Here is a 21,020-nt window from a genome sequence, read left to right as displayed (position 1 = left end):
CAATTCATGCAGAAATCGTGAAAAAAAGTGTGAAATTTTTCAGTTTTCGCGGATACGGCCCCCGCGCCGGAGAAGCGGAGCCGGGACAGGACCAGCGGCTCCCCCGCCGCAAAGCCGGAGCGCCGGGGCCGCCGGAAAGAAACAAACAAAAAAACGGTCTCACATTTCTGTGAGACCGTGGTGCGCCGGAAGAGACTCGAACTCCCGACCTTCTGATTCGTAGTCAGACAGGTCATTTGCATTTGAACACATTGCCCTATAAAATTTAATGTTGACACCCGTTTGTCGATATTAAATTTTATAAGGAGATGGTAAAATGCGAATCTGCAAGAAGTGTTTGAGAGAGATTAAAGATTATCCGTTTTGTCCTTTTTGTGGGGCATCTCAAAACAGTAACCTTCTGACGCTGGAACAAATTTATAGCGAATGGAGCACGCTGTACTTCCGAAAAGTAGGAAGAAAATCCCGCGAAGGATATGAAAACGCCTGGCGGACGCTCCACTTTTTGGGGCAATACGCAATGTCGGATATCAAGATCAGCGACTATCAACTGGCTATGGATACTCTGCAAAACAAAAGCCGGTCTCTCCAGAACAAGTTACTGCTGCTGATCGGACAGCTTTGCAAATACGCCGTGGCCGTCCACCGCCTAGACGTGATCAATCCATCGCCCTATCTCATACTTGATGGAGTGCAATCTAAAAGCCGTGAAATTTTTTCTGACGAAGAAATCTCACGGCTTTTTTTGTATGCTCAAGCGAACGAGCGTTTTTCTTGTACTGCAAGAGAAGTTCTTATTCTTATCTTCACCGGCTTACGACCAGAAGAACTTTTTGGAGTTGAGAAAAACGATGTCAGCTTACAATACCATTTCCTTTTTACCTGGGGTAGTAAAACCGATGCAGGTAAAGAGCGAATCATTCCCCTTATCTCCCAAATCATGCCGTATGTGTTTTCCTTTTACTTTGCACGAGGCCAAGAGAACTACTTGATCACCAGTCCGCGCGGGTATCGGGTTCGCATTGACAACTGGAGAAATCGTCAATTCTACCCATTGATGAAAGAATTGGGAATCAACTGTGCAGACACTCCCCGCCGCATGGTGCCCTACTGTTGCCGCCACACATACGCCTCTCTGGCCGACCGAGCGGGGGTCGATAAAGACACCATCATAAAAATTGTAGGTCACACAAGTTACAAATTCACAAAACGAACCTACATACACGAGAAGCTACCACAGCTCCAGGCCGAAACCAATAAAATCGACCGCCTGGTAAAACAAGAAATTACAAACAAAAAAGAAAGAGAAGGAGATGTAAATGGTTGTTGTAGTCGGAAAGCCGGAAACCGCCGAGAGCGTCCGGGAACTGAACTTTCGTGGCGAATTTGAAGTCTGCGAAATCGTGGAACGCAGCATTCCCGTAATCCAACGCCAGTTGGAGCAGAACGGTGACCAAATATCTCACCTGGTGTACGATGTGCGAATCATCGGCAACATAGATCAATCCCTCGGTCTGTTGGAGCGAATCTGCGTCACCGTTCCTGGCATCAAAATAATCGTAGTAACCGAAGGACTATCTACAGACAGCGCCTTCATGAAAGACATTCTGACGCTGGTTCCTGCGGAACAAATTGTCTCCGATCATGGCGCGGAACTAAAACGTGTCCTCAATGCGATGCTTTGCGACGCCGGATTGATCAGCGAAGATAATACTTCAAATAACACTCCTCTCCTGGAAGAACCGCCACCCGTAGACGAACCCCCTCCGGCACCTCCGGCCTCCACCGTCGAGGTCATTCCGCCCTCACAAGTTGACCGCGAGACAGCCCGGGCGCACCTGGTTCTACCGAAACCACGGCTGCGCGGGCGAAACGCCACCACTATCGCAGTCTGTGGAGCCGGACACCGCATCGGCACCACAACACAGGCCATGCAGTTATGCCTGTATGTCAAGGCCATGGGCTATAAAGCTGCCGTCATCGAGATGTCCGTAAGCAGTCTGACCCCCTACACGCAAATCAGCGATGAAGTGGTGCTGTTTGATGAAAAGCACTTCCGCATTGAGGGGACCGACATCTACAACGATAAAACCTGTATCCTTGCCACCAAAACCAAATATGATTATCTGATTCTGGACTATGGTGCTTTTGGAGAACTGAGTGAAGTAGCCGACTACCTGCGAAACGATATTCTGGTGGCCGTCTGTGGTGCCAAGCCCTCGGAGGTCGATCTGGTGAGTGACATTCTCCGGGTTGACAACGGCACAATCCACTATGTTTTTTCTTTTGTACCGCAAAGAGACCGCGACGATATCCTCAAATCCATGTCTCCCTTTGATGTGCGCACCTACTTTGCAGGGTGGACGCCTGATTACTTCCTGTATTCCGGCAACGATGAACTGTACGGGTACATCACCGGGCAGCTCAAGGCCAAAGAAACAGTACAGAAAAAAGGCGGCCTCAAATGGCCATTTGGGAGGAAAAGAAAATGAAAAAGAAAACCGTCCCTACCAGACATGCCATCCTGATGGCGGGCATCCAGGAAGAAAAGCGTCAGGCACAGCTTAAAGAAGCATACGGCATCACGGAAGAAGTAACGGTCGTGGAGAAAAAATCACGCACCGCCCAGCTGCTCCGGGTATTGGTCAATGCCATATTTGTGATGATGCGCTGCGTCGCTCTGGTCGTGCTGATTGTCCTGGCGATCATCGGTGTGGCCACGCTGATCTATCCCAATATGAGAGCCGCTGGTCTGGAAACCTGGCTGGAAATCGAAACCCAGCTGGCCGAATATCTTTGCAAATAGAGCGCTAAAAAGAATCGGCATATCGCAGTAAATCGGTTGTGCCTAACAGGCACAACTGCAAAATAAGACAAAGAAATGCGAGGTAAAAGATTATGACTATCCCCATGCCCAAAAAAGAGTACATCTCCATCCAAATGACCCCCGAGCACCGCAATCGGTACAACATTCTCACCGGCGCACTGCTGGAGCGCCAGCAGTCTGATCGAAGCTATCTGGCTGCATGCTATCTTTTGTCCGCTGACGAAGATATCTTCGATATCTCTAAACCGTACGTGTCGTTTGATGGTATCGACTTTGCGGCCATTCGTATGCGCGTCAAAAAGCGCTTTGGTACTTACAACGAATACACCGCCATTGAAGTAGGTTATAGTCTTTTCACCTGGTGTAACTGCAAAGTGAATCCACACGAGATGGCACAGAGTGGGCCGTTCTGGCTCCCGTTGATCTGCAACGCTCTGCTCATTCAGGGCAATGCCGCCAATGTTGGGGAGTGAGCGCCATGAAAAACTTGTACTTCTCCCTTTTGCCTGATGCCGAAAAGGCAAAGTGCAAGACAGAAAAACAATGGTTTAAGTTGGGCTTTGTTCCCGTATCTCAGGATGCGGGAACCATCATGTATTCCAATCGTTTCTGTACTGGAAAATACAGATACTTGACCTCCGAAGAAGTTCGCAAGGCTACCAACGAGGAAATGACCCCCTACCACGAGGAGCAGCGGCGCAAGCGCCGCTCCCGCTATCTTCAATCGAAGAAAGAACGGGAGCAAGCAATCCGCTACGGAGAGCTGCTGTCCCTGTGTGACCAGCAGCGGCAACTTGATGAAGAAAACTACCGAGGGACCATCCCTACCCTTACGGTGTCCATTGACATTGAAACAACGGGCCTGGATTTTAACCAGGATGAAATACTTCAAGTTTCAATTCTGGATATTGACACCGGGGAAGTTTTGCTGGACAGCTATGTGAAACCGTACTTCACAGAAGATTGGCCAGAAGCGCGGCGAGTAAACCACATCACAAAAGAAATGGTTTGCAATGCTCCCTATATTTACGAGCTTTTGCCCCGATTAAATCAGGTGTTGGCGCAGGTAAAAACCATTGTCGGCTACAACTTCACAGGGTTTGACAATGGTTTCTTGACCCGCTACGGAGCCAGTTTCAACGATGAAACCATCGTTGAGGATCTGAGCAATATCTTCGCCGCCATCTACGGGGAGTTCTCACCGAAGCATGGCGATTTCAAGTTCAAAAACCTTTCGACCTGCGCCGACTATTTCGGATACGATTGGGGCGAAGAAACCGCCCACAACAGTCTGGCAGATTGTCGAGCCACAGCGTTTTGCTATAAGAAAACACAAGAAGAAATGTACCAGGAACTTTATCAAGAGAACATACACAAGCGCGACTGCGGATTTTTCGACGAGAGCTATGATGCGTGTGGTGATTACAATGGCTGAGTTTTGCCTGGATTGTTTTAACAGAATGAACGGCACCCACTACAAAGAAAAACAAGTCTGGCTGGAAGAATACCTTTGTGAAGGTTGCGCCGAATGGAAACCCTGCGTAATGCAGCTGTACCCCAAACCGATCATTTGTAGAATCGTGGATTTTGCAAGAAACAACACAAAAAGAGACGGAAAGTGAGGAAAAACAAAATGAACATTATTGCTGTAGCAAACCAAAAGGGTGGCGTGGGCAAAACCACCACCGTCGTGAACCTTGGCGCGGCTCTGGCCCGCAAAGGTAAATCTGTTCTCTGTATTGACTTTGACCCCCAGGCGAATCTCACCAACTATGTGGCCGGGTGCGAACCCAGGGAAAACTCCATCGCCAGCGTGATGCGTGCAGCAGTATTGTTCCAACCTGCTGACATCCGCGAAACCATTTATCATTCCGAGAGATTCGGGTTCGACTTCATCCCCTCGGACCTGCGGCTCAGCGAAGCGGACATCTACCTTGCTACGGCAATGAGCCGCGAAACCGTGCTGCGGCGCGTGCTGGAGCCGGTGCGTCAGGCGTATGACTACATCCTGATCGACTGCAACCCCAGCCTGGGGCTGCTGCTCACCAATGTGCTGGTTGCCAGCAACCAGGTCATCATCCCGGTGCAGACACAATACTTTGCCACCCAGGGGTTGTCATCGTTGGAGGGCGTCATCGGCAATGTGCGCATGACGCTGAACGCTGACCTGACTACCGTGAACATCCTGCTCACATTCAAGGACAAAACCAGCGTGGCCACCGCTGTAACCGAGACGCTGCGCGAGCAGTACCCGCAGTCCGTTTTTTCCATTGAAATCACCAGAAAGCAGGAAGCCATCAACAGTTCCATGATGGGCAAACCTGCCGGTGGTGACACGGGGGCAGAATACCGCGCCCTGGCTGACGAACTGATTGCGAGAGAGGGGTAAGCACCATGAGCAAGAACTTTGATTTTAAGGGTCGTTTGGCCGGAAACAATTTCGGGCAGCAAATGAACACCCAGGCAGCCTCCGTTGTCAGCACGCTGGCGGGCCGGACCGCCAAAGATTCCGGCTGGTCAAAGAAATTCCAGGTATTGGATATTCCCCTCACCAAACTGCATGAGTACCCAGAACAAAAAGTATTCAGCATGGACGAAGCCGAGCTGGAACAACTGACCGAAAATGTGCGGTCCTCCGGCATCCTCCAGCCCCTGATCGTCAGGGTACACCCGACAATTCCGGGCGATTTTGAAATCATCGCCGGTCACCGGCGCAGAGAGGCCGCACGGCGGGCCGGGATGGAAACCGTACCGTGCCAGGTGTACATGGGCATGACCGACGCCGAAGCCAAAACCGTCTTTTATGCCACCAACATGGGACAGCGCAGCGAGCTGCTGCCCTCTGAGCGGGCTGCCGGGTACAAGGCGCTGGCCGAAGTGCTGCGCCTGGAAGGCAACGGCGCGGTCAACGAAGTTGCCAAGATCGGCTCCGAAGGCAAACGGACAGTCTACCGCTATATGCGCCTTGTAAATCTGGAAAAGCCGCTATTGGATAAGGTGGATAAAAAGGAAATTTCCGTGTATGCGGGGGCCGCCCTGGCAGACTTGACGCCGACCGCCCAAATGAACCTGCTGGCTGTTCTGGAGCAGCACGATCAGGATGGCATCACAGAGAAAGCCGCCAAGGAAGTAGCAGCTCTCCAGCGCCATGATGTTGAGACGATTGATCGTTGCCTTTTCCCCACCCGGGAGAAGAAGGTTACCGCCGCGCCCAGGGCGGCCAAATTGAAACTGAGCCTCAAGCGGTTTGACCACTATTTTGTAGGTTTGGATACCGAGGAGGAAAAACTGGACTATCTGGAGGCCGCTTTGATCGCCTATAGCACAGCCCAAAAGAAAGGTGATGGCCAATGTTGACTTGCAAGATAACAGATTTTTCGCGGCCCTCTCAGACCGTAAAATCGTCCTGCCGGGCGCGGTTTTCCGTAACCCTTTATATGGATGAACAGCCCTTAGTGGAGATCCATAATTGTGTGCTGCTGTACAACCAAAAGCTACAGGCATACTATGTTGGGTATCCTGGATATAAACGCGGCAATAGATACGACAACATTGCTTCTGTCGTGTCGCCAGAAATGAATGCCGAAATCATTGCTGCCGCAGTCCATATTTTGGGACAGAACCAGTGATAAAATGAATATGGAAGGAGAAAACAATGAGATTTTCCAGACTACACGGCAGCGTTCTTGCCGGGGCATTCTTTTTGGCCAGTTCTCGCGCTCACCTGAGAATCCCGGCAATCCTGTCTGGCACGGTAATGGTAGTGCTGGCATTGTCGGGGTGTACTGCAGCTGGCTCTTCTTCCGTCCCAGAACCTGCTCCCACACCAACACCGTCCCCAGCAGCAACAGCAGAATCAGCTTTGCACGAGAGTACAAACCCTGATACGGTTGCCTGGCTCACCATTCCCGGCACCAATATCGACGGGCCGGTGCAGCAGGGGCCGGATAACGACTACTATCTGCGCCGGGACAGCGACGGCAATGAAGATTACCGTGGCTGTTACTTTGCTGATTCCGACGCCATCGTTTCTCTGGCCAATCTCAGCCGCAATGTGGTCATCTACGGGCACACCTTCACTGACGGCTGGGAGGGCGGCTTTGAACAGCTGGACAAGTACTTAGACACTTCCTGGGCACAGAATCACAAAGCACTCCAACTGGAGATCAACGGCACCGTGCTGGAGTACGAAGTATGTAGTGTGGGCTTCTGCGATGTTGAGGAAACCAGCCTTCCCATTTACTGTAACCTAGAGGATGAGGCATTTCGCTATCTGATCGAAGATGCAAATGCCCGAAATCAGGTAGACGGTTTGGAACAGCTTTCTGCCGGTGACCAGATTTTAACACTGGCTACCTGTACAGAAAAAGAAACCGAGCGTTTGGTTATTGTAGCAAAGCAAATTTATGATACAATGATTGCAACAGAGGAGGACGCGCACTCATGAAAAATCAAATCAAATTGTTCTGTATTGCCCTCGCCGGTGCTTTCATGCTTGCGGCCTGCGGCGGGCCGAAGCTAATTGGCGTGACGCTGCCGGAAACGCCGCTGGTGCTGGCCACCGGCGAAACGGCTACGGCAGAAACCTCGTATACCTATGACGGCGAAACGCCAGAGAACGCCCAGCCGGAAGTGGTCTATACCAGCGGCGATGCGACTATCGCCACGGTGGACGAGAACGGTGTTATCACTGGCGTGGCTGAGGGCGAAACCACCATCACGGCCACCGTGGGCGAACTGAGCGCCAGCCGCACGGTATCGGTCATCATCCCGGTGGAACGTCTGGAGGCCGAATCCATGGCGCTGCACCTTGCCGACGGCCCCGCCTCACTCACCTACACCGTGGTGCCGGAGAACTTCACCGGCGAGCTGACCTTTGCCAGCGCCAACAACGCCATTGTCACCGTGGATGCCAATGGGCAGATCACGCCGGTAGCCGCAGGAGATACCAACGTAACCGTTACGGCCCCCAACGGCATGACGGCCACCGCCCAGATTCGCGTCTGGGACGGGCCGAAAGAACTGAATCTGGCTCCGGCAAAGACCGAAGTGACAAAGGGAAGCGGCACGCAGATCGGCGTCACCGATGAACAGGGCAACAATGTGGAAGCCGAAAGCCTGACCTGGGCCTCCAGCGACGAAACCGTTGCCCAGGTATCGGGTGGCTGGGTAGACGTGACCGGCACCGGCGCGGTGACGATCACGGCCAGCACCGAATATGGCGTTTCTACTTCCGTAGAGCTGACCGGCGTCGCACCCGCTGCGCGACCGGCAGCCAGCGCAGGGGCCGCCTCTGGTGCTGCCGCTGGCTCTGCCAGTTCCGGCGGCTCTGGAGCCGGTGGCAGTTCTGCTCCCGCAGCCGGTGCCGGACATGGCTATTGGACCGTGTACGGTGACGGCGGTGCGCTGGATTTGATCAACGGCATTCGCGCCTCTGCAGGTTTGGGCGCACTGACCTGGGACGATGGCCTGGGCGACATTGCTGCCGCCCGCTGCCGCCAGCTGATGGACGATTTCAGCCACAACGGAATGACTGCCCCGGAGATTTGCGCCATGGGTGCGCCCGATGCTTCCTCTGTAGTCTCCTCCTGGCAGGCAAGCAGCGCCCACTATGCACAAATGGTCTATGAGGGCTACACCCGTTGCGCAGTCGCTCACTGCTATGATGGCGATGGCTGTCATTATTGGTGCGCCACGTTTGGTTGATAAGTAAATATAGCCGCAAAGAGGTACGACAATATCGTACCTCTTTTTTCTTTCTGTATTGTATTGGAAGGAGGATTGAATTGGAACAATTATCAAAGAGCGAAAAGCAAATCATGAACTCTTTCTGGAATAGCACTTCTCCGCTGACCGCAAATGATCTGCTTTCCGTATGTATCGGTCGCACTTGGAAAACGCGGTCTGTATTCCCTCTTGTAAAGAAACTTCTTGAAAAAGGTTTTTTATCTGAGGTTGGCTTTGTGCGCTGCGGAAAGACTTATGCCCGAACCTTTAGACCTGCAATTTCACGAGTTGAATATTGGGCAGAAGTTATACGGCAAGAGAATTTAACAAGAGCCCAAGTTTCAGAATTGAAACGGCTTCTCAGTGTGCACCATAAAGCATCATAATGTCAATACCTACTTTTGTTAGATTTTCAAGGCAAATTTTCGACTTTTTTCTTTTTTCTATAAAAATAATTACTTTGCAGCATTTGTCAAGCATATCGGTATTCGTTTTTGAGGTGTACCATGCCAAAAAGAAAGAATCGCGTTTGGGACAGCAGCTAAAGCCCCACATTTATCCATTCATCCTTTGAATTTTTAATGATAAAGAAAGAGGTAAAACAGAATGAATAAACCCAGATTGCGCCAGTTTCTGGCGCTTTTTTTAGTGTTGTGTATGCTGTGCAGCACAACACTACCGATTTATGCCGAAGTTCCTACTGGGGAAGTAACGCCGGTAGAGACTTCTGTATCTGTGTCCACGCCCGAAAACGCGGCTAGTGACGCCGGTACAGAAAAAAGTTCCGATGACGCATCTTCTCTTTCTTCGGCCACCCCTGAAACAGCCCTGAGCGAAGCTGCCCAGGCATTTGTGGACGCCGTTGCCGCGCTGGACCGGGAAGGTATCTTGACCGCGATCAACGCCTGGGGCCTGGCAAGCCAGGCTTGGCAGGCCGATCAATCGAATGCCGAACTGACCGCAGCGTTGGAGGCCGCCACGGAAGCCTCGGATGCGGCGGCGGCTCCCGTCTATGCCGCGGAAGATCTCTATATGGCTCTTTCCGATGAGGAGCGCGAGATCGACGCCGTCAAGGCCGCTTACAGTTCTCTGACCGCGCTGTTCATTTCCATGCAGTTGGCCATGCAAAACCCGGTCGTCCCTGGTGGCGGTGGTGATGAACCTGATCTTGAGGAAATCGCCACTGTACTCTACGGCGATTTGCCGGATGCGCCGACCGGCAGCTATATTGGCGAATATGGGCTGCCGGTTGCCACTGGCGACACCAAAATCAGCATTTCGGCCTGGAAGCACGACTTGCTGGACGCCAGCAGCAAAGGCCGTCTGGACGCAGACGCACTGAATGAAACCAACGCTGTAATGACAGTAGCAAAGCAGGATGGCACAGATTATGCTATCGTTCCCATCGCCGTCCAGGTCGAGTACCCTGCCAACGGTGCTACCACAACAGTTACCCTGCCGGACAGCGTGGAACTTCTGAGCTATACATCTACCGCTGAAAATCTGGTCGTTGCCAGTGAAAAGGAACGAGCCCAAATTTTGAATGCCAGTTACAAGGATTCGTCGGCTTCTGCCTCCGGCTTTTATGTGAAGGCAACCGAAGATTTTTCTGTCACATTCACCTATTCGGCCCCCGACGGCACAACCATCAGCAAAAAGCTCGATGTTTCCATCAACGGCAGTGCGGAATCTGCCGTCCTCCCCGCGTCTAATAGCAATGGTGTCAGTACCTACGCCAACACCCCGACGCCGCCGTTTCCGACCGGCAGAATCACGAAGATCGAGTATGTGGTAAGTACCTGGCTGGTCTGGTTTAATGGCATTGAAGCCTATTGCTGTGATAACGGGCTGTATGCTGCGCCCGATGGCTGCCCGACCTATTCATTTGCATACGTTTCCAAGTTGGAACCTGGACAGTACACCCCCGGAAACCATTATGCCAACCAGGTAAACATTTGGGGTGGCCTCAATCAGCTTTCTATGGGGCTTTTGTCCAAGAGCCACGATGCAAATGATTTTGCTGGCAGCAGCTTTGCCGCCAGCGCAGCAACCACCTACTCCACCACCGGCAACGAAGTTCTGAAAACCGCCTACGAGTATTACAACGACACCCAGCTTTGGATTATCGAACACTATCCGAACAGTGTGGCGGCACAAACCTACATGAAGGCCGCTGCTGCTCTGGAAAACAATGGTCTGGATGTTCGCCCCTATTTAGGAAATGGTGGATATTACACTTTCGCGTATTTTCCCCCTGCCGGTTATAACTGGCAGCGCATTGTCGTTATCGGCCCGGAGATCGACGAAGATGACGATACAAGCGAATTGCCCGAAACGCCGGAAATGCAATACTATTCCGCAGACTGGACGGCCCCGCCGCAGTCTGCCAGCGGCAGCTTCGATCTGACCTATACCGTACACATTGACAAGTCTGCCAACATCACCCATGAGAAGTTGGATGATGCCATCTTCAAGCTGACCCCCAATCCTTCCAGCGGCACGATCAGCGGCGGCACCTGGACCATTGGCGACCCGCAGATTGTGACCACAGTGGACGGCGCCGCCTCTGCCACCTGGACGCTTCATTACGAAGTAACAAAAACCAGCACCACCACATTGAGCGGCAAAGAAGGACCGTACAACACACAGGAGGAGGCCAACGCTGCCGCCGAGGCCGCCAAGAACAACGCGATTGCCCAGCTGCAAAATGAGGCTCAATCCATGGTTGACGCAGCCATTGCCGAAGCAAAAGACCAGCTGGCAAAAATCACGATTGACTACGAGGAAACGACTGTCCCGCACGGTTTCGACCCCACGGACAGCAGTTCTGGTTCTGTTTCTGTACCGTCTAACGGCTCCACTACTGCTGTTGTGGCAAATCAGCCCTGGCAGGCGCATGTAACCTGGGAAAAGCGCGACGCCCTCACCGGCGGACGCATCACAGAAGATGCGGAGTATGTTTTCTATGAATGGAATGTGGACGCCAACGAATACGAGATCAGCAGCAACTACCGCGTCACGCGCCTGGAAAACGGCCTGTACACTGTGACCGTGACCAACCCGGTCTACACCGATTGGACCGAGGGGTATGTGTATTACACTCAGGACAACCTGGGCAAATTCCGTATCGAAGAAGTCACCGCACCCGCAGGGTATACCGATGCCGCCCTGCAGGGGACCGATTGGGTCGAACACTGGAGCCAGGAATTTGAAATCACTGCCAGCGATCAGACCTACAGCTATACCGGCGACGATGCAGACTACAACCGCCCGCAGGGGAACAAAGTCATCATCAAAAAAATCGAAGCCCATACCGGCGAGATCATCGTGGACGATGCTGTATTCACGCTCTACCAGTGGAACGAGGAACGCGGCCTGTACGAAAAAAGCAAAGACTATGCCTTTGTTCGGGACACCGAGGGCCTGTACACCATCACCTGCCTGCATGATGACTGGTCACAGTATGAAGAAGGCAACCTGTACTACGAGGATACTCTGTGCGATGTCCGAGAAGATACTGTGAACAGCGACGGCACCACAACTGAACACCCGCAGTATTATACCGACTATGAGCCGATTGACTTCTTCATCGACGAGCGTGCAGTCACCACTGACGGCCAGTTTGTCGTGGTGGAATCTAAGTCCCCGTATGGATACTACGGCGACTGGACCGGCTCACGCGAGACACCCAATTTTGAGGTTGAGGATGCTGGGAAGCATGCCTATTATATTCGGCTGACCGACGATGGCTCCACAATCACCCTCACGGATAGCGAATACAATGCCCACGTCCTGACGGAAAATAAGGGCGGGACCCTGATCGAGCTGGGCGACGGCAGCGTGGTGACACTCGACGTTTTCAGTCCGGCGCTGGAAGAATACGACGAAAACAACCTGTTCCGCAACAATCCCTGGTACAGCACCGTTGTTTGGGAAAAGCGCGACGCCCTCACCGGCGGCCTGGTTGATGCAGACACCACCTTTGAAATCCAGGAGTGGAACCCCGAAAAAGGTGAATATGAAAAGAGCACCCATTACCAGGTCGTGCGCCGTGAAGATGGCAAGTACACTGTACACTTGATTGGTGACGCCTTTTTTGAAGGCTGGGAGGGCAAGCAAGGCGTGCTCTACTACCATCAGGCCAACCAGGGCAAGTATCGGATCGTCGAGCTAAAAGCCCCGGCCTCCTACAATCTGAAAGCCTGGGAGCATAACACCTGGGTCATCGGTTGGAGCGAGGAGATTATCGTCCACCCAGACTATCCTACCTATGAGTTCCTGGGCGAAACCGCTTCTCGCAACATGCCCTACAAAACAAAAGTCCTCATTAAAAAAGTCGATAATGCCACCGGCGAATTTATCCTGCCGGACACGACCTGGACACTGTACGAGTGGAATGAGCGGAATAACCAATATGAGGTCAGCACCAACTACAAAATCGTGCGCCGCGAAGATGGTTACTACACTGTAACCACACTGCACAGCGACTGGACACACTACGAAGAAGGATACCTTTACTTCGAGGACACACAGACGGATTACCCGGATAGCGGGCGCTGGTTCTCCAATGAAGGAAAATTCCTCATTGTAGAGAGCCAGGCTCCTACCGGGTACTACGGCGATTACTGGCGCAACGATGAGCCTGGCACCCATTCCACGGACAACGGCTCCGATCTCGGCAAACGCGGCTATGCTTTCACGTTGACCGAGGACAATGGCACACTCTGGCTGACCAATGCAGACTACAACGCCAAGATTCTGTATAACCTGGATGAAGGCAATGCTACTGTGGTTCTCGCTGACGGTCGGCCCACCAGCGTCATCATCAACGAGGAGCAGCAGCCCTCCTATAAGCGCGATGAGACCAGCTTTGGCAATACCGCCAAATACGGGTATGTGGTGTTCGACCGCAGCCAGTACAACAAAAAGTGGGCACAGACGGGTGATGATGATACCTACACCACCAGTTATGAAGCCACTACAAGCAAGCTGGGCGACAAGATTGCCGCTCCCGAAGATACTCTTTGGAAGAACGGCAAGCTGTTCGAGCTGGAAGATTATGTCACCGATCTGATCAGCGGCCCAGTGTATTATGATGTGACCTTAGAAAACATTAAGTCGCTGGATGAGGTTCCCTCTACGATGGAGTATCAGCTGAGCGCTGAAAAAACCATTACATTGGCCCTTGTTTCTGCCGACTGGCTTGAGGAACCCCGAAGCAGCTACACCGGCTTTGTGGACCTCGGTTATTCCCCCAAGCAGCCGACAGCCAACGAGACCGAAACGATAACTGCTGATGACGGCCACACCTTCACCGGCCATCTGGTCGGCATCGAACAGACTGGTGACTATGGCTGGGTAGACATGGAGATTCCCGCCACCTACTACGGCTGGCCTGACGTTAAAGGCATCTTCCTCGGAAGTCTGGTTCTGCCCCACAACGACAACAAGCCGGTCTATGAGGGCTATGAGACGGAAATTTTGACCTATCTCGGCTTCAACAATAAGGACTACAAAATCGTTGATGCAGAATGGACAGGTAATTGGGAGGCGCTGCCCGGCTCCGACATGATGAACCGCAGTGCTACCTTCACGATCTCCGTCTATGCCACCGGCTGGATTGCCCGATACGAAGAAGGTGAAGAAGGGGAACGCACCGGCACCGCGACGGCCTCCTACAGCTTCGAGGACACCGCCAGTCAGGAAGATGGGTTGTACCACTGGCTGGTCACCGCGCACTACAAGCCTGCCAGTGTATGGACCGTCCTGCAGGCCGCAGCGGCCGTGCTGGGCATTGGCCTTGTCATTGCTGCCGTGGTCCTTATTCTTTTCATTCTGTCCCGCAAGAGAAAGGAAAAGAAACGCACAACGGAAAAGGTGTAACTGCACCTTGATGGAGGTGAATTATGTCCAGCGATTTAAGGACGGCAATCATTGAAAATATAACCATTGCCGATTTTCTGCGCTCTGAGGGTTATGAAGTAATACCACGAGGGCGAAAGCTCACCGTGAAAGGGCATGATAGCCTGGTCATAACACCAGACAAAAATGTATTCACCTGGAACAGTCGCGGTTTTGGCGGTTCTGTGATCGACCTCTACATGGGGTTGCACAGCTGCGATGCCCGCACGGCCATGACAGAGCTGCGGAAGCAGCTGCCGGAGTACGAAAAAGAACGACCGAAGCCAAACCGGCCACACCCAGCAAAGCCTCCTGCACCAAAAGACAAAGAATCGGTCCCCCTAATTCTTCCCACCGAGGACAAAAACAAATGGCGACGGGTTTACGCCTACTTAATCAGTACAAGAAAAATCACGCCGACCATTGTGAAGTGGTTGGTGCAGGAAAAAACCATTTATCCCGACGAACGAGGCAATCTTTGTTATCTCGGACGAGATGGCAAAGGAGGAATCAATTACTGTGCAAGAAAAGGCACCTTGACGCCCCGCGACGGCCAAAAGGGATACCGCAACGTGGTCGAAGGGAGCGACTATCAAAAGCGCTGTGTGATGAACCATAGCCCCAGTCACACCAAATTGGTGGTCACCGAAGCGGCGGTGGACGCATGGAGCTTCGCTTCGATGCTGGAGATCCACGGCCTCGACCACAAGGCATATACTTACCTTTCCCTGGAAACAACCTACGAGGGGCCGTTGGGAATTTTTCTTGACGAAAATCCCCAAATCAGAACAATCTATCTCGCCCAGGATGCAGACGAAGGCGGCCTAAAGAGCCGGACAAACTGCCGCAAGCTCTTAGAAGAAAAGGGGTTTACTGGCAGAGTGATTGACAAGCTGCCCAACGCCAACGCCCCCGGCGCGAAAGACTGGAACGACGCGCTGATTCTGAAACGCGCAGAAATGGAAAGAGAGCCTGTCGAACAAGCGCCGACCCACACCGATGAACCGACGGTGCAACCGTCGATTGGTTTAGAGCTTACACCATAAGACCAGTTCTTTCATTAGAAAACACACAAAGGAGAATACGATATGATTGATGTAAATACTTTCACTTCTGAAGTGAAAAACCAAATTCTTGGATGGCTCTCTGCTATCGGCACCAACCTAGTCTGCCCCTTAATCACCGCCGCCGCTATTATTTACTGCATTTTCCAGTTGCCGCAGCTGTTCAAGGCTCACCGGGATGGCATGTCGGATGTTTTCTGGGAGTTTATGTGGAAGGAAATCATCGGCTTGTTGGTAGCGGTCGGCACCGGCGGCCTTTGGCTGCTTCTGTCTGCCGGTGTATTCGGAACCACTGTTTAACCCACTGTGTACAAAAGTCTGCTGCCCAGGAGGTTCACCCCTGGGCAGCAGCTTATTTTTTCATCGGGGATTAAAAAATGGAAGTAATCGGAAAATTTATCCTAAACCTCATAGCAGACGGCATCGCCACTTTGATACACGACATTTTTGTTGCACTTTTGACAGTCATTATGGATTTTGTCAGCAAAATGATCGTGTCTCTTTGGGATGATTCGATTATCAGCGCTATCGTGTCCTGCTCCAGTTGGATAGCCATGGGAGTATTTGCTATCGGCTGTATCCTGATGCTCTATGACATTTTAGAGGCACGCTCAGAAGAAAAAACCGTCTACATGTCCTCAGTCACAAAGAACTTCGTCTCAGGGCTGGCCTTTGCTCTTTTCGGTCCCAAGCTGGTGCATGTGATGACAAAAGCCATATTAAGTTTGATTCAGCTTCTGAAATTGAGCGATTCAGTTACAAATTTCGAGGGAACAGAGTATGCAAACTCGTTGACCAACTTGTGGTTGTCTCCTGATCTTGTTGTCGGCAGCAGCCTCCTGGAATCTGTGATCTGCTTCTTTATTGTCGTAATTGGCAGCGGAGTTTTTATCTATAAAATCACGTTGCGCTTTGTACAATTCATCACTTTAATTGCCATGGTTCCGCTATACGAAACCAGTGTCTTGCGAGGCGATCAAACAGCCTTCTCAGGCTGGTTTCGCCAGGCTATGGCCGTGGGCTTGACTTTTTTCTTTGAGTACTTTTTTTATGCCCTGGCTATCACCTTACTGATGAGTACCGGCATCGCCAATACGTTTTTGGGGATGGGCTGCCTGCTCGGTATGGGTGGTGTGAGCCGCACGCTGGACAAATATGGTTTATCCAGCGCTGGGCCGCATATCAACCCAACGGGCGTCGCATATTTCGCAGGGGCTGTCAAAGGACTATTAAAGTAGCCACCGCGTATGCAAAAGCAAAAAGAAAAACAATCGAACCATCGAAAAAAACAAACTGTGCCTAATAGGCACAAACCCACCCAAAAGGAGGAAAAATGACTACGCAAAAGTACCTCTGTCCACCACGGCTGCAAAAGAAGTTTCTTTTGTGGTGGTGGACAGTCCCGGAATTGATTCTGATTGCCACTTTGGTGGTAGCAACATTTTACCTTACTTCTTTGGAATTGCTGGCGTTGACCCTGTTTGTTGCCATTGGCGCGGCGCGGGTGGATTTTGAACACAATCTATTCGGTGCATTGCGCACAAGAACCCTTTACCAGCTTTTCACAAAAACCTTTACCGCCAATGAAAAACACGCCGCAAATAAAGAAGAAAAGCGCAAACGCAAGCGCCTAGTGAAACAAATGCGTTCCCGGTTGCCTATCCAGGATTTGATTCAGTTCCGCTTTACCGACGGCGGCATCTATGGCGGCAGGGACGGCAAGGAACTGTTCCGTTTCTATCGCTATTACCCGCCGAACACCGACGTGATGACCGATGAAGAAATCGCGCAAGAAATCGAACAGCTGTGCCGGTTGTTCGATTCCCTGCGCTGCCCCTTCACCATGTTCGGTACAGATAAAATCGAGGACATGAGCGCCCTCAAGGAATACTACCGCAGCTTGCCACGCCGCTATGACCACATTCTGGCAGACGTAGTCAACGAGATCGAAAGCACCGAAACAAAATCCAGTGCCGTGCAGCGGGCGTATTATTTTATCTACAAAGCGCAGTCTGAGGAGGATGATATCTACACCCTGATCGTCGGCAAAGGATATAAAATTGACCGCGTAAAAAACGACGAAATGGCCGTTCTTCTGCGCAATTACCTGGTCCGTGAGTTCATCAATGTGGATATCTACACCATTGCCGAAGAAGTGAAAAACTACCCCAACATGGCAAAGGCCAAACCGGCGATCTACAACAAGGAAATTCAGCGCCGTCTTTGCCCCAACCGCATTGACTTCACCCGTGACCATGCCGAGCAATCCGGCCTGATGCGCCGAACCCTTATGATAAAGAACTTCCCGGCTCAGATTCCGCCGCGTGCCTTGTACACGGTAGCCAGCATGCGGGGCACTTCTTTCACCATGCGAATGACCCCGCTCCAGAAAGACAATGCGCGAAAGCTGATTGACGAGCAGATTCGTAATAAGGCCGTTATCGGCGGCAAAAGCCAGGCCACGGAACAAATGGACGCAGCCCAGGAGACTATGGACATCAAAAACTTCTATGCCGAAGTCACCCGTAACCAGAATACCATTTACAGCGTCAACGTGTATATCGAGATTTACGGCAAGACGCTGGAGGACCTGGCTAATCTGGAGCAGCAGGTAAAGATTGAGCTTGCAGGCGTCGGCATTACCTATGACCAGCTGAACTATGAACAGCGCAATGGTTTTTCCTCCGTGCAACCGCTGGGCAGCGACCACTTTATCCTGTGTTCCAACAATCTGCCCAGTAAAACCGTGGCAGCCCTGTATCCCTTCAGTTACTCCAGCCTGATTCATCCCCATGGCATGCCCCTTGGCCGTACCGACCGAGGCGGCCCGGTGTATGCCGACATCTTCCAGCGGGATGACCAAATCACCAACGGTGTGTTCTTCATTTCTGGCTCCGCTGGACAGGGCAAGAGTTATCTTCAGAAGAAAATTCTGACATTCATGGTGACACGCGGGGTTCACTGCTACGTCATGGACCCCGAGAATGAATACAGCGATGTCACACGCGGCCTGGGCGGTGTCGTGATCGACTGCGCTTCCGGCAACCACAAAATCAACATCTTCGAGGTGCGCAGAATTAAATTGGAGGATGATGTAGAGGAAGGAGCCGAGCTGCCGGAGATTTCCAATGAATCGCCCATGTTTTTGCAGCATCTTTCCTGGCTCAAAGATGAGTTCCGCATTATGATGCCGGAGATGCCGGACAGCACTCTCCGTGCGCTGATGATTCTGGTCCAGGGAATGTATGCATCGGTGGGCATCGATCAGCACACCGACTTTGACCGGCTGCAGCACCAGGACTACCCCACCTTCAGCACGCTGTATGATTTCGTGCAAAAGCAGTTGGGCAAAAACAGCTACCCCATGCTCACCAAAGAAATGATTTCTGAGGTTCTGTTGTATATCAACGACCCGACCTACGGTGAACTGTCCAACATCTTCAACGGTACGACCACCATCGACGTAAAGAACAATCCGCTGATCTGCTTCTCTATGGGCGCTCTGCTGGAGGGCAGCGAACAGCGCCTCCAGGCCGTGGAGAACAACCTGAACACCTACATCTGGTCCATCGTGCTGCTCCGAGAGTTCCAGGTGCTTCTCAGCTTCGACGAGTTGTACATGTACCTTGAGCAGCCGCTGATGGCCAAATATATCAGCTATTTTGCCCGTCGCAGCAGAAAGTATAACGCCTGTATCGGTGTGGCGACGCAGCAGCTCCAGGACTGCCTGGATGAATCGGTGCGACGGTACAGCTCCCCGATCATCAACATGTCCTCTTTCAAATTCCTGTTTTACAGCGGACAGGTTGATCTCCAGGATATGAAAGAGGCATTGAAGCTGACGGATGGCGAAGCCGCTTGCATCAGTGTTTCCAACAAGCGTCACTGCCTGCTGAAAGCAGGTAACGGAAAATACTACATGGAAGTGGGGACGCTCCCCTTTGAAGCCGAGTTGTTTGGTGACAAAGGGGGCATCTGATGCCTGCCAAGATTGCGATTCTCATCGCGCAGAAACTGGCCGATGAGAGGACCCGCAAAATCATCATCACCATCGTGGCGGTGGTGCTTTCGATCATCTTTCTGCTGGTCGCCGGTCTGCAGGCGATCATTGCGCTGTTCACGATAACCCTCTCCACGTTTCTCACCGAGGACACATCCCTGGTCGGCCAGACCGCAGCGCTTATGGACGAAGCCAGGGATGCCTATGTGGATGAGCAAATGGCCGAGTACCGGCAGCGGACTGACCGTAACGGTAATGAATACCGTAACGTCATCCTGCAATGGGAAAACGGTTTTTCCAATAACGACAAGGAAGTTCTGACCATTGTTTCCTGCTATTATGAGCAGGATTGGGAAACGGATATGTCCCCGCTGGCCTGTTGGGTCGCATTGAAAAGTGTTTCCTTCTCCACCAGGGAGCGCGGGCCATATTCCTGCGGTGGCTGCATGAGCCGGAAGGTGTGCGACGGTCACCCCGATGGTAACGGGGGAACCTATCACCACAGCGATGACAGCGCCGATTGCGATAACTCCCACACAGAAAGCTACTGCCCCGGAGATCACTACGACTTGTATGTGACGGCTCGTTTGCCTGGCTGCGAGAACTGGAGCGGAGAAAGCGGTGCCACTGAACAGACCGTTGCTCAATGGGAAGAACTGTGCAGCCCCTCTTACACCGGCGAAAGCGAAGTCATGGAACAGTACCTGCAGGAGCTGCAGGCGGCGACGCTGAATGACGATTGGGAAGGTTGGTCCGAAGTCAATATCGAATGGACCAAAGTGTTGTATCAGACCGACTGGGAGGACCTGTATGGTGTCACCGTCACCCAGGTCGGCATTACCAACACAGACAGCTTTACCCCGTCTGAAGATTACACCGGCGGGATCACCGGCAGCGGCAACGGAACTTTCATTATACCGCTGGCCAGCTACAGCTACATATCCTGTCACTTCGGAGAGCCGGATGGCTGGACAGGCGCACCGCACGGGGGAATGGACTTTGCCGCCGGTTACGGAACGCCGATCTATGCCGCCGCTGATGGCGTGGTCGTGAAAGCCGGTTATCATAACAGCTGGGGCAACTACGTCAAGATCTACCATGGCGTTGTGGACGGCAATCAAATCTACACTCTCTACGCGCACTGCTCCTCCCTGGGCGTTTCTGCCGGTCAGACCGTGACCCAGGGTCAGACAATCGCAGCGGTGGGCAGCACCGGCGACAGCACCGGCAACCACCTGCACTTTGAGGTGTATGTCAACAATACTCGCGTTGCGCCTGAGAACTGGCTGTAAAGTCTGCAATACAGGAAGCAATACACAATATTACGCAGAAACGATTCTTTTTTCTGTACTGCAATACACACTACAAGCAGGCGAGAAGAAAAAACTAACGATGATAAGCGTAATATTTTGATGCTTTGGTTTTGAGGGTTTGAAAAGGTTGCGACAGCAATACAAACAGCAATACAATAACAGGAAGAAAAACCGCGCTGCACTGCGGC

Annotated in this window: 17 protein-coding genes; all 17 read left to right on the top strand. The window is 52.1% G+C overall.

All coding sequences use genetic code 11. From position 1 onward, the window contains the following. The first annotated feature begins 316 nt into the window (after positions 1 to 316). The 17 genes from NQ490_RS08590 (at position 317) to NQ490_RS08510 (ending at position 20,811) form a co-directional block, all read left to right on the top strand. On the top strand, positions 317 to 1,390 hold the full coding sequence (locus NQ490_RS08590; protein ID WP_040918958.1) for a tyrosine-type recombinase/integrase: 1,074 nt from the start codon (positions 317 to 319) through the stop codon (positions 1,388 to 1,390). Continuing rightward, positions 1,320 to 2,492 (top strand): hypothetical protein, encoded by a 1,173-nt coding sequence (locus tag NQ490_RS08585; RefSeq protein WP_147644578.1) that lies wholly within the window; start codon positions 1,320 to 1,322, stop codon positions 2,490 to 2,492. The genes NQ490_RS08590 and NQ490_RS08585 overlap by 71 nt, the downstream gene beginning before the upstream one ends. After that, positions 2,489 to 2,806: a hypothetical protein gene (locus tag NQ490_RS08580; RefSeq protein ID WP_007048737.1), complete on the top strand. Its 318-nt coding sequence runs from the start codon at positions 2,489 to 2,491 to the stop codon at positions 2,804 to 2,806. The genes NQ490_RS08585 and NQ490_RS08580 overlap by 4 nt, the downstream gene beginning before the upstream one ends. A gap of 92 nt (positions 2,807 to 2,898) precedes the next feature. Then, positions 2,899 to 3,300: a hypothetical protein gene (locus NQ490_RS08575; protein ID WP_007048738.1), complete on the top strand. Its 402-nt coding sequence runs from the start codon at positions 2,899 to 2,901 to the stop codon at positions 3,298 to 3,300. A 5-nt stretch (positions 3,301 to 3,305) separates the two neighbouring features. Continuing rightward, entirely contained in the window at positions 3,306 to 4,262 is a 957-nt protein-coding gene (locus NQ490_RS08570; RefSeq protein ID WP_007048739.1) for a 3'-5' exonuclease, read from the top strand. A 198-nt stretch (positions 4,263 to 4,460) separates the two neighbouring features. After that, positions 4,461 to 5,216: a ParA family protein gene (locus NQ490_RS08565; RefSeq protein ID WP_007048741.1), complete on the top strand. Its 756-nt coding sequence runs from the start codon at positions 4,461 to 4,463 to the stop codon at positions 5,214 to 5,216. 5 nt (positions 5,217 to 5,221) lie between these two features. Beyond that, positions 5,222 to 6,184 (top strand): ParB/RepB/Spo0J family partition protein, encoded by a 963-nt coding sequence (locus NQ490_RS08560; protein WP_007048742.1) that lies wholly within the window; start codon positions 5,222 to 5,224, stop codon positions 6,182 to 6,184. Between the two features lie 116 nt (positions 6,185 to 6,300). Continuing rightward, the gene (locus NQ490_RS08555; protein ID WP_156793910.1) at positions 6,301 to 6,456 is read left to right on the top strand and encodes a hypothetical protein; all 156 of its coding nucleotides are present in this window, start codon (positions 6,301 to 6,303) and stop codon (positions 6,454 to 6,456) included. Between the two features lie 26 nt (positions 6,457 to 6,482). Further along, complete coding sequence (locus tag NQ490_RS08550) at positions 6,483 to 7,274, top strand: class B sortase (protein WP_084759191.1); 792 nt, start codon at positions 6,483 to 6,485, stop codon at positions 7,272 to 7,274. Continuing rightward, complete coding sequence (locus tag NQ490_RS08545; protein WP_007048745.1) at positions 7,271 to 8,533, top strand: Ig-like domain-containing protein; 1,263 nt, start codon at positions 7,271 to 7,273, stop codon at positions 8,531 to 8,533. Before NQ490_RS08550 ends, NQ490_RS08545 begins: the two co-directional genes overlap by 4 nt. 80 nt (positions 8,534 to 8,613) lie before the next feature. Further along, positions 8,614 to 8,940 (top strand): BlaI/MecI/CopY family transcriptional regulator, encoded by a 327-nt coding sequence (locus NQ490_RS08540; RefSeq protein ID WP_084759192.1) that lies wholly within the window; start codon positions 8,614 to 8,616, stop codon positions 8,938 to 8,940. Positions 8,941 to 9,160: 220 nt separating this feature from the next. Then, complete coding sequence (locus NQ490_RS08535) at positions 9,161 to 14,437, top strand: hypothetical protein (protein ID WP_007048747.1); 5,277 nt, start codon at positions 9,161 to 9,163, stop codon at positions 14,435 to 14,437. 23 nt (positions 14,438 to 14,460) lie between these two features. Continuing rightward, positions 14,461 to 15,501 carry a DUF3991 and TOPRIM domain-containing protein gene (locus tag NQ490_RS08530; protein WP_007048748.1) on the top strand — a complete coding sequence of 347 codons (1,041 nt, stop codon included), beginning with the start codon at positions 14,461 to 14,463 and terminating at the stop codon, positions 15,499 to 15,501. A 42-nt stretch (positions 15,502 to 15,543) separates the two neighbouring features. Next, positions 15,544 to 15,819, top strand: coding sequence for a hypothetical protein (locus NQ490_RS08525; protein WP_007048749.1), 276 nt, complete (start codon positions 15,544 to 15,546; stop codon positions 15,817 to 15,819). 77 nt (positions 15,820 to 15,896) lie between these two features. Next, positions 15,897 to 16,757 (top strand): conjugal transfer protein TrbL family protein, encoded by an 861-nt coding sequence (locus NQ490_RS08520; protein WP_007048750.1) that lies wholly within the window; start codon positions 15,897 to 15,899, stop codon positions 16,755 to 16,757. 404 nt (positions 16,758 to 17,161) lie between these two features. Beyond that, positions 17,162 to 19,498 carry a VirB4 family type IV secretion system protein gene (locus NQ490_RS08515; RefSeq protein WP_259951105.1) on the top strand — a complete coding sequence of 779 codons (2,337 nt, stop codon included), beginning with the start codon at positions 17,162 to 17,164 and terminating at the stop codon, positions 19,496 to 19,498. Next, entirely contained in the window at positions 19,498 to 20,811 is a 1,314-nt protein-coding gene (locus NQ490_RS08510; RefSeq protein WP_007048752.1) for a M23 family metallopeptidase, read from the top strand. The genes NQ490_RS08515 and NQ490_RS08510 overlap by 1 nt, the downstream gene beginning before the upstream one ends. Positions 20,812 to 21,020: the final 209 nt, after the last annotated feature.

The sequence above is a fragment of the Subdoligranulum variabile genome, assembly GCF_025152575.1.
GTDB classification, from domain to species: domain Bacteria; phylum Bacillota; class Clostridia; order Oscillospirales; family Ruminococcaceae; genus Gemmiger; species Gemmiger variabilis.
This window is presented reverse-complemented; position numbering and strand designations above follow the sequence as displayed.

What these genes read in the sequence shown, in the direction of transcription:
- NQ490_RS08530 (WP_007048748.1), top strand. Translation starts at nt 14,461, where the DNA reads ATGTCCAGCGATTTAAGGACGGCAATCATTGAAAATATAACCATTGCC.
- NQ490_RS08580 (WP_007048737.1), top strand. Translation starts at nt 2,489, where the DNA reads ATGAAAAAGAAAACCGTCCCTACCAGACATGCCATCCTGATGGCGGGC.
- NQ490_RS08515 (WP_259951105.1), top strand. Translation starts at nt 17,162, where the DNA reads ATGCGTTCCCGGTTGCCTATCCAGGATTTGATTCAGTTCCGCTTTACC.
- NQ490_RS08550 (WP_084759191.1), top strand. Translation starts at nt 6,483, where the DNA reads ATGAGATTTTCCAGACTACACGGCAGCGTTCTTGCCGGGGCATTCTTT.
- NQ490_RS08560 (WP_007048742.1), top strand. Translation starts at nt 5,222, where the DNA reads ATGAGCAAGAACTTTGATTTTAAGGGTCGTTTGGCCGGAAACAATTTC.
- NQ490_RS08585 (WP_147644578.1), top strand. Translation starts at nt 1,320, where the DNA reads ATGGTTGTTGTAGTCGGAAAGCCGGAAACCGCCGAGAGCGTCCGGGAA.
- NQ490_RS08525 (WP_007048749.1), top strand. Translation starts at nt 15,544, where the DNA reads ATGATTGATGTAAATACTTTCACTTCTGAAGTGAAAAACCAAATTCTT.
- NQ490_RS08545 (WP_007048745.1), top strand. Translation starts at nt 7,271, where the DNA reads ATGAAAAATCAAATCAAATTGTTCTGTATTGCCCTCGCCGGTGCTTTC.
- NQ490_RS08590 (WP_040918958.1), top strand. Translation starts at nt 317, where the DNA reads ATGCGAATCTGCAAGAAGTGTTTGAGAGAGATTAAAGATTATCCGTTT.
- NQ490_RS08570 (WP_007048739.1), top strand. Translation starts at nt 3,306, where the DNA reads ATGAAAAACTTGTACTTCTCCCTTTTGCCTGATGCCGAAAAGGCAAAG.
- NQ490_RS08535 (WP_007048747.1), top strand. Translation starts at nt 9,161, where the DNA reads ATGAATAAACCCAGATTGCGCCAGTTTCTGGCGCTTTTTTTAGTGTTG.
- NQ490_RS08520 (WP_007048750.1), top strand. Translation starts at nt 15,897, where the DNA reads ATGGAAGTAATCGGAAAATTTATCCTAAACCTCATAGCAGACGGCATC.
- NQ490_RS08575 (WP_007048738.1), top strand. Translation starts at nt 2,899, where the DNA reads ATGACTATCCCCATGCCCAAAAAAGAGTACATCTCCATCCAAATGACC.
- NQ490_RS08510 (WP_007048752.1), top strand. Translation starts at nt 19,498, where the DNA reads ATGCCTGCCAAGATTGCGATTCTCATCGCGCAGAAACTGGCCGATGAG.
- NQ490_RS08565 (WP_007048741.1), top strand. Translation starts at nt 4,461, where the DNA reads ATGAACATTATTGCTGTAGCAAACCAAAAGGGTGGCGTGGGCAAAACC.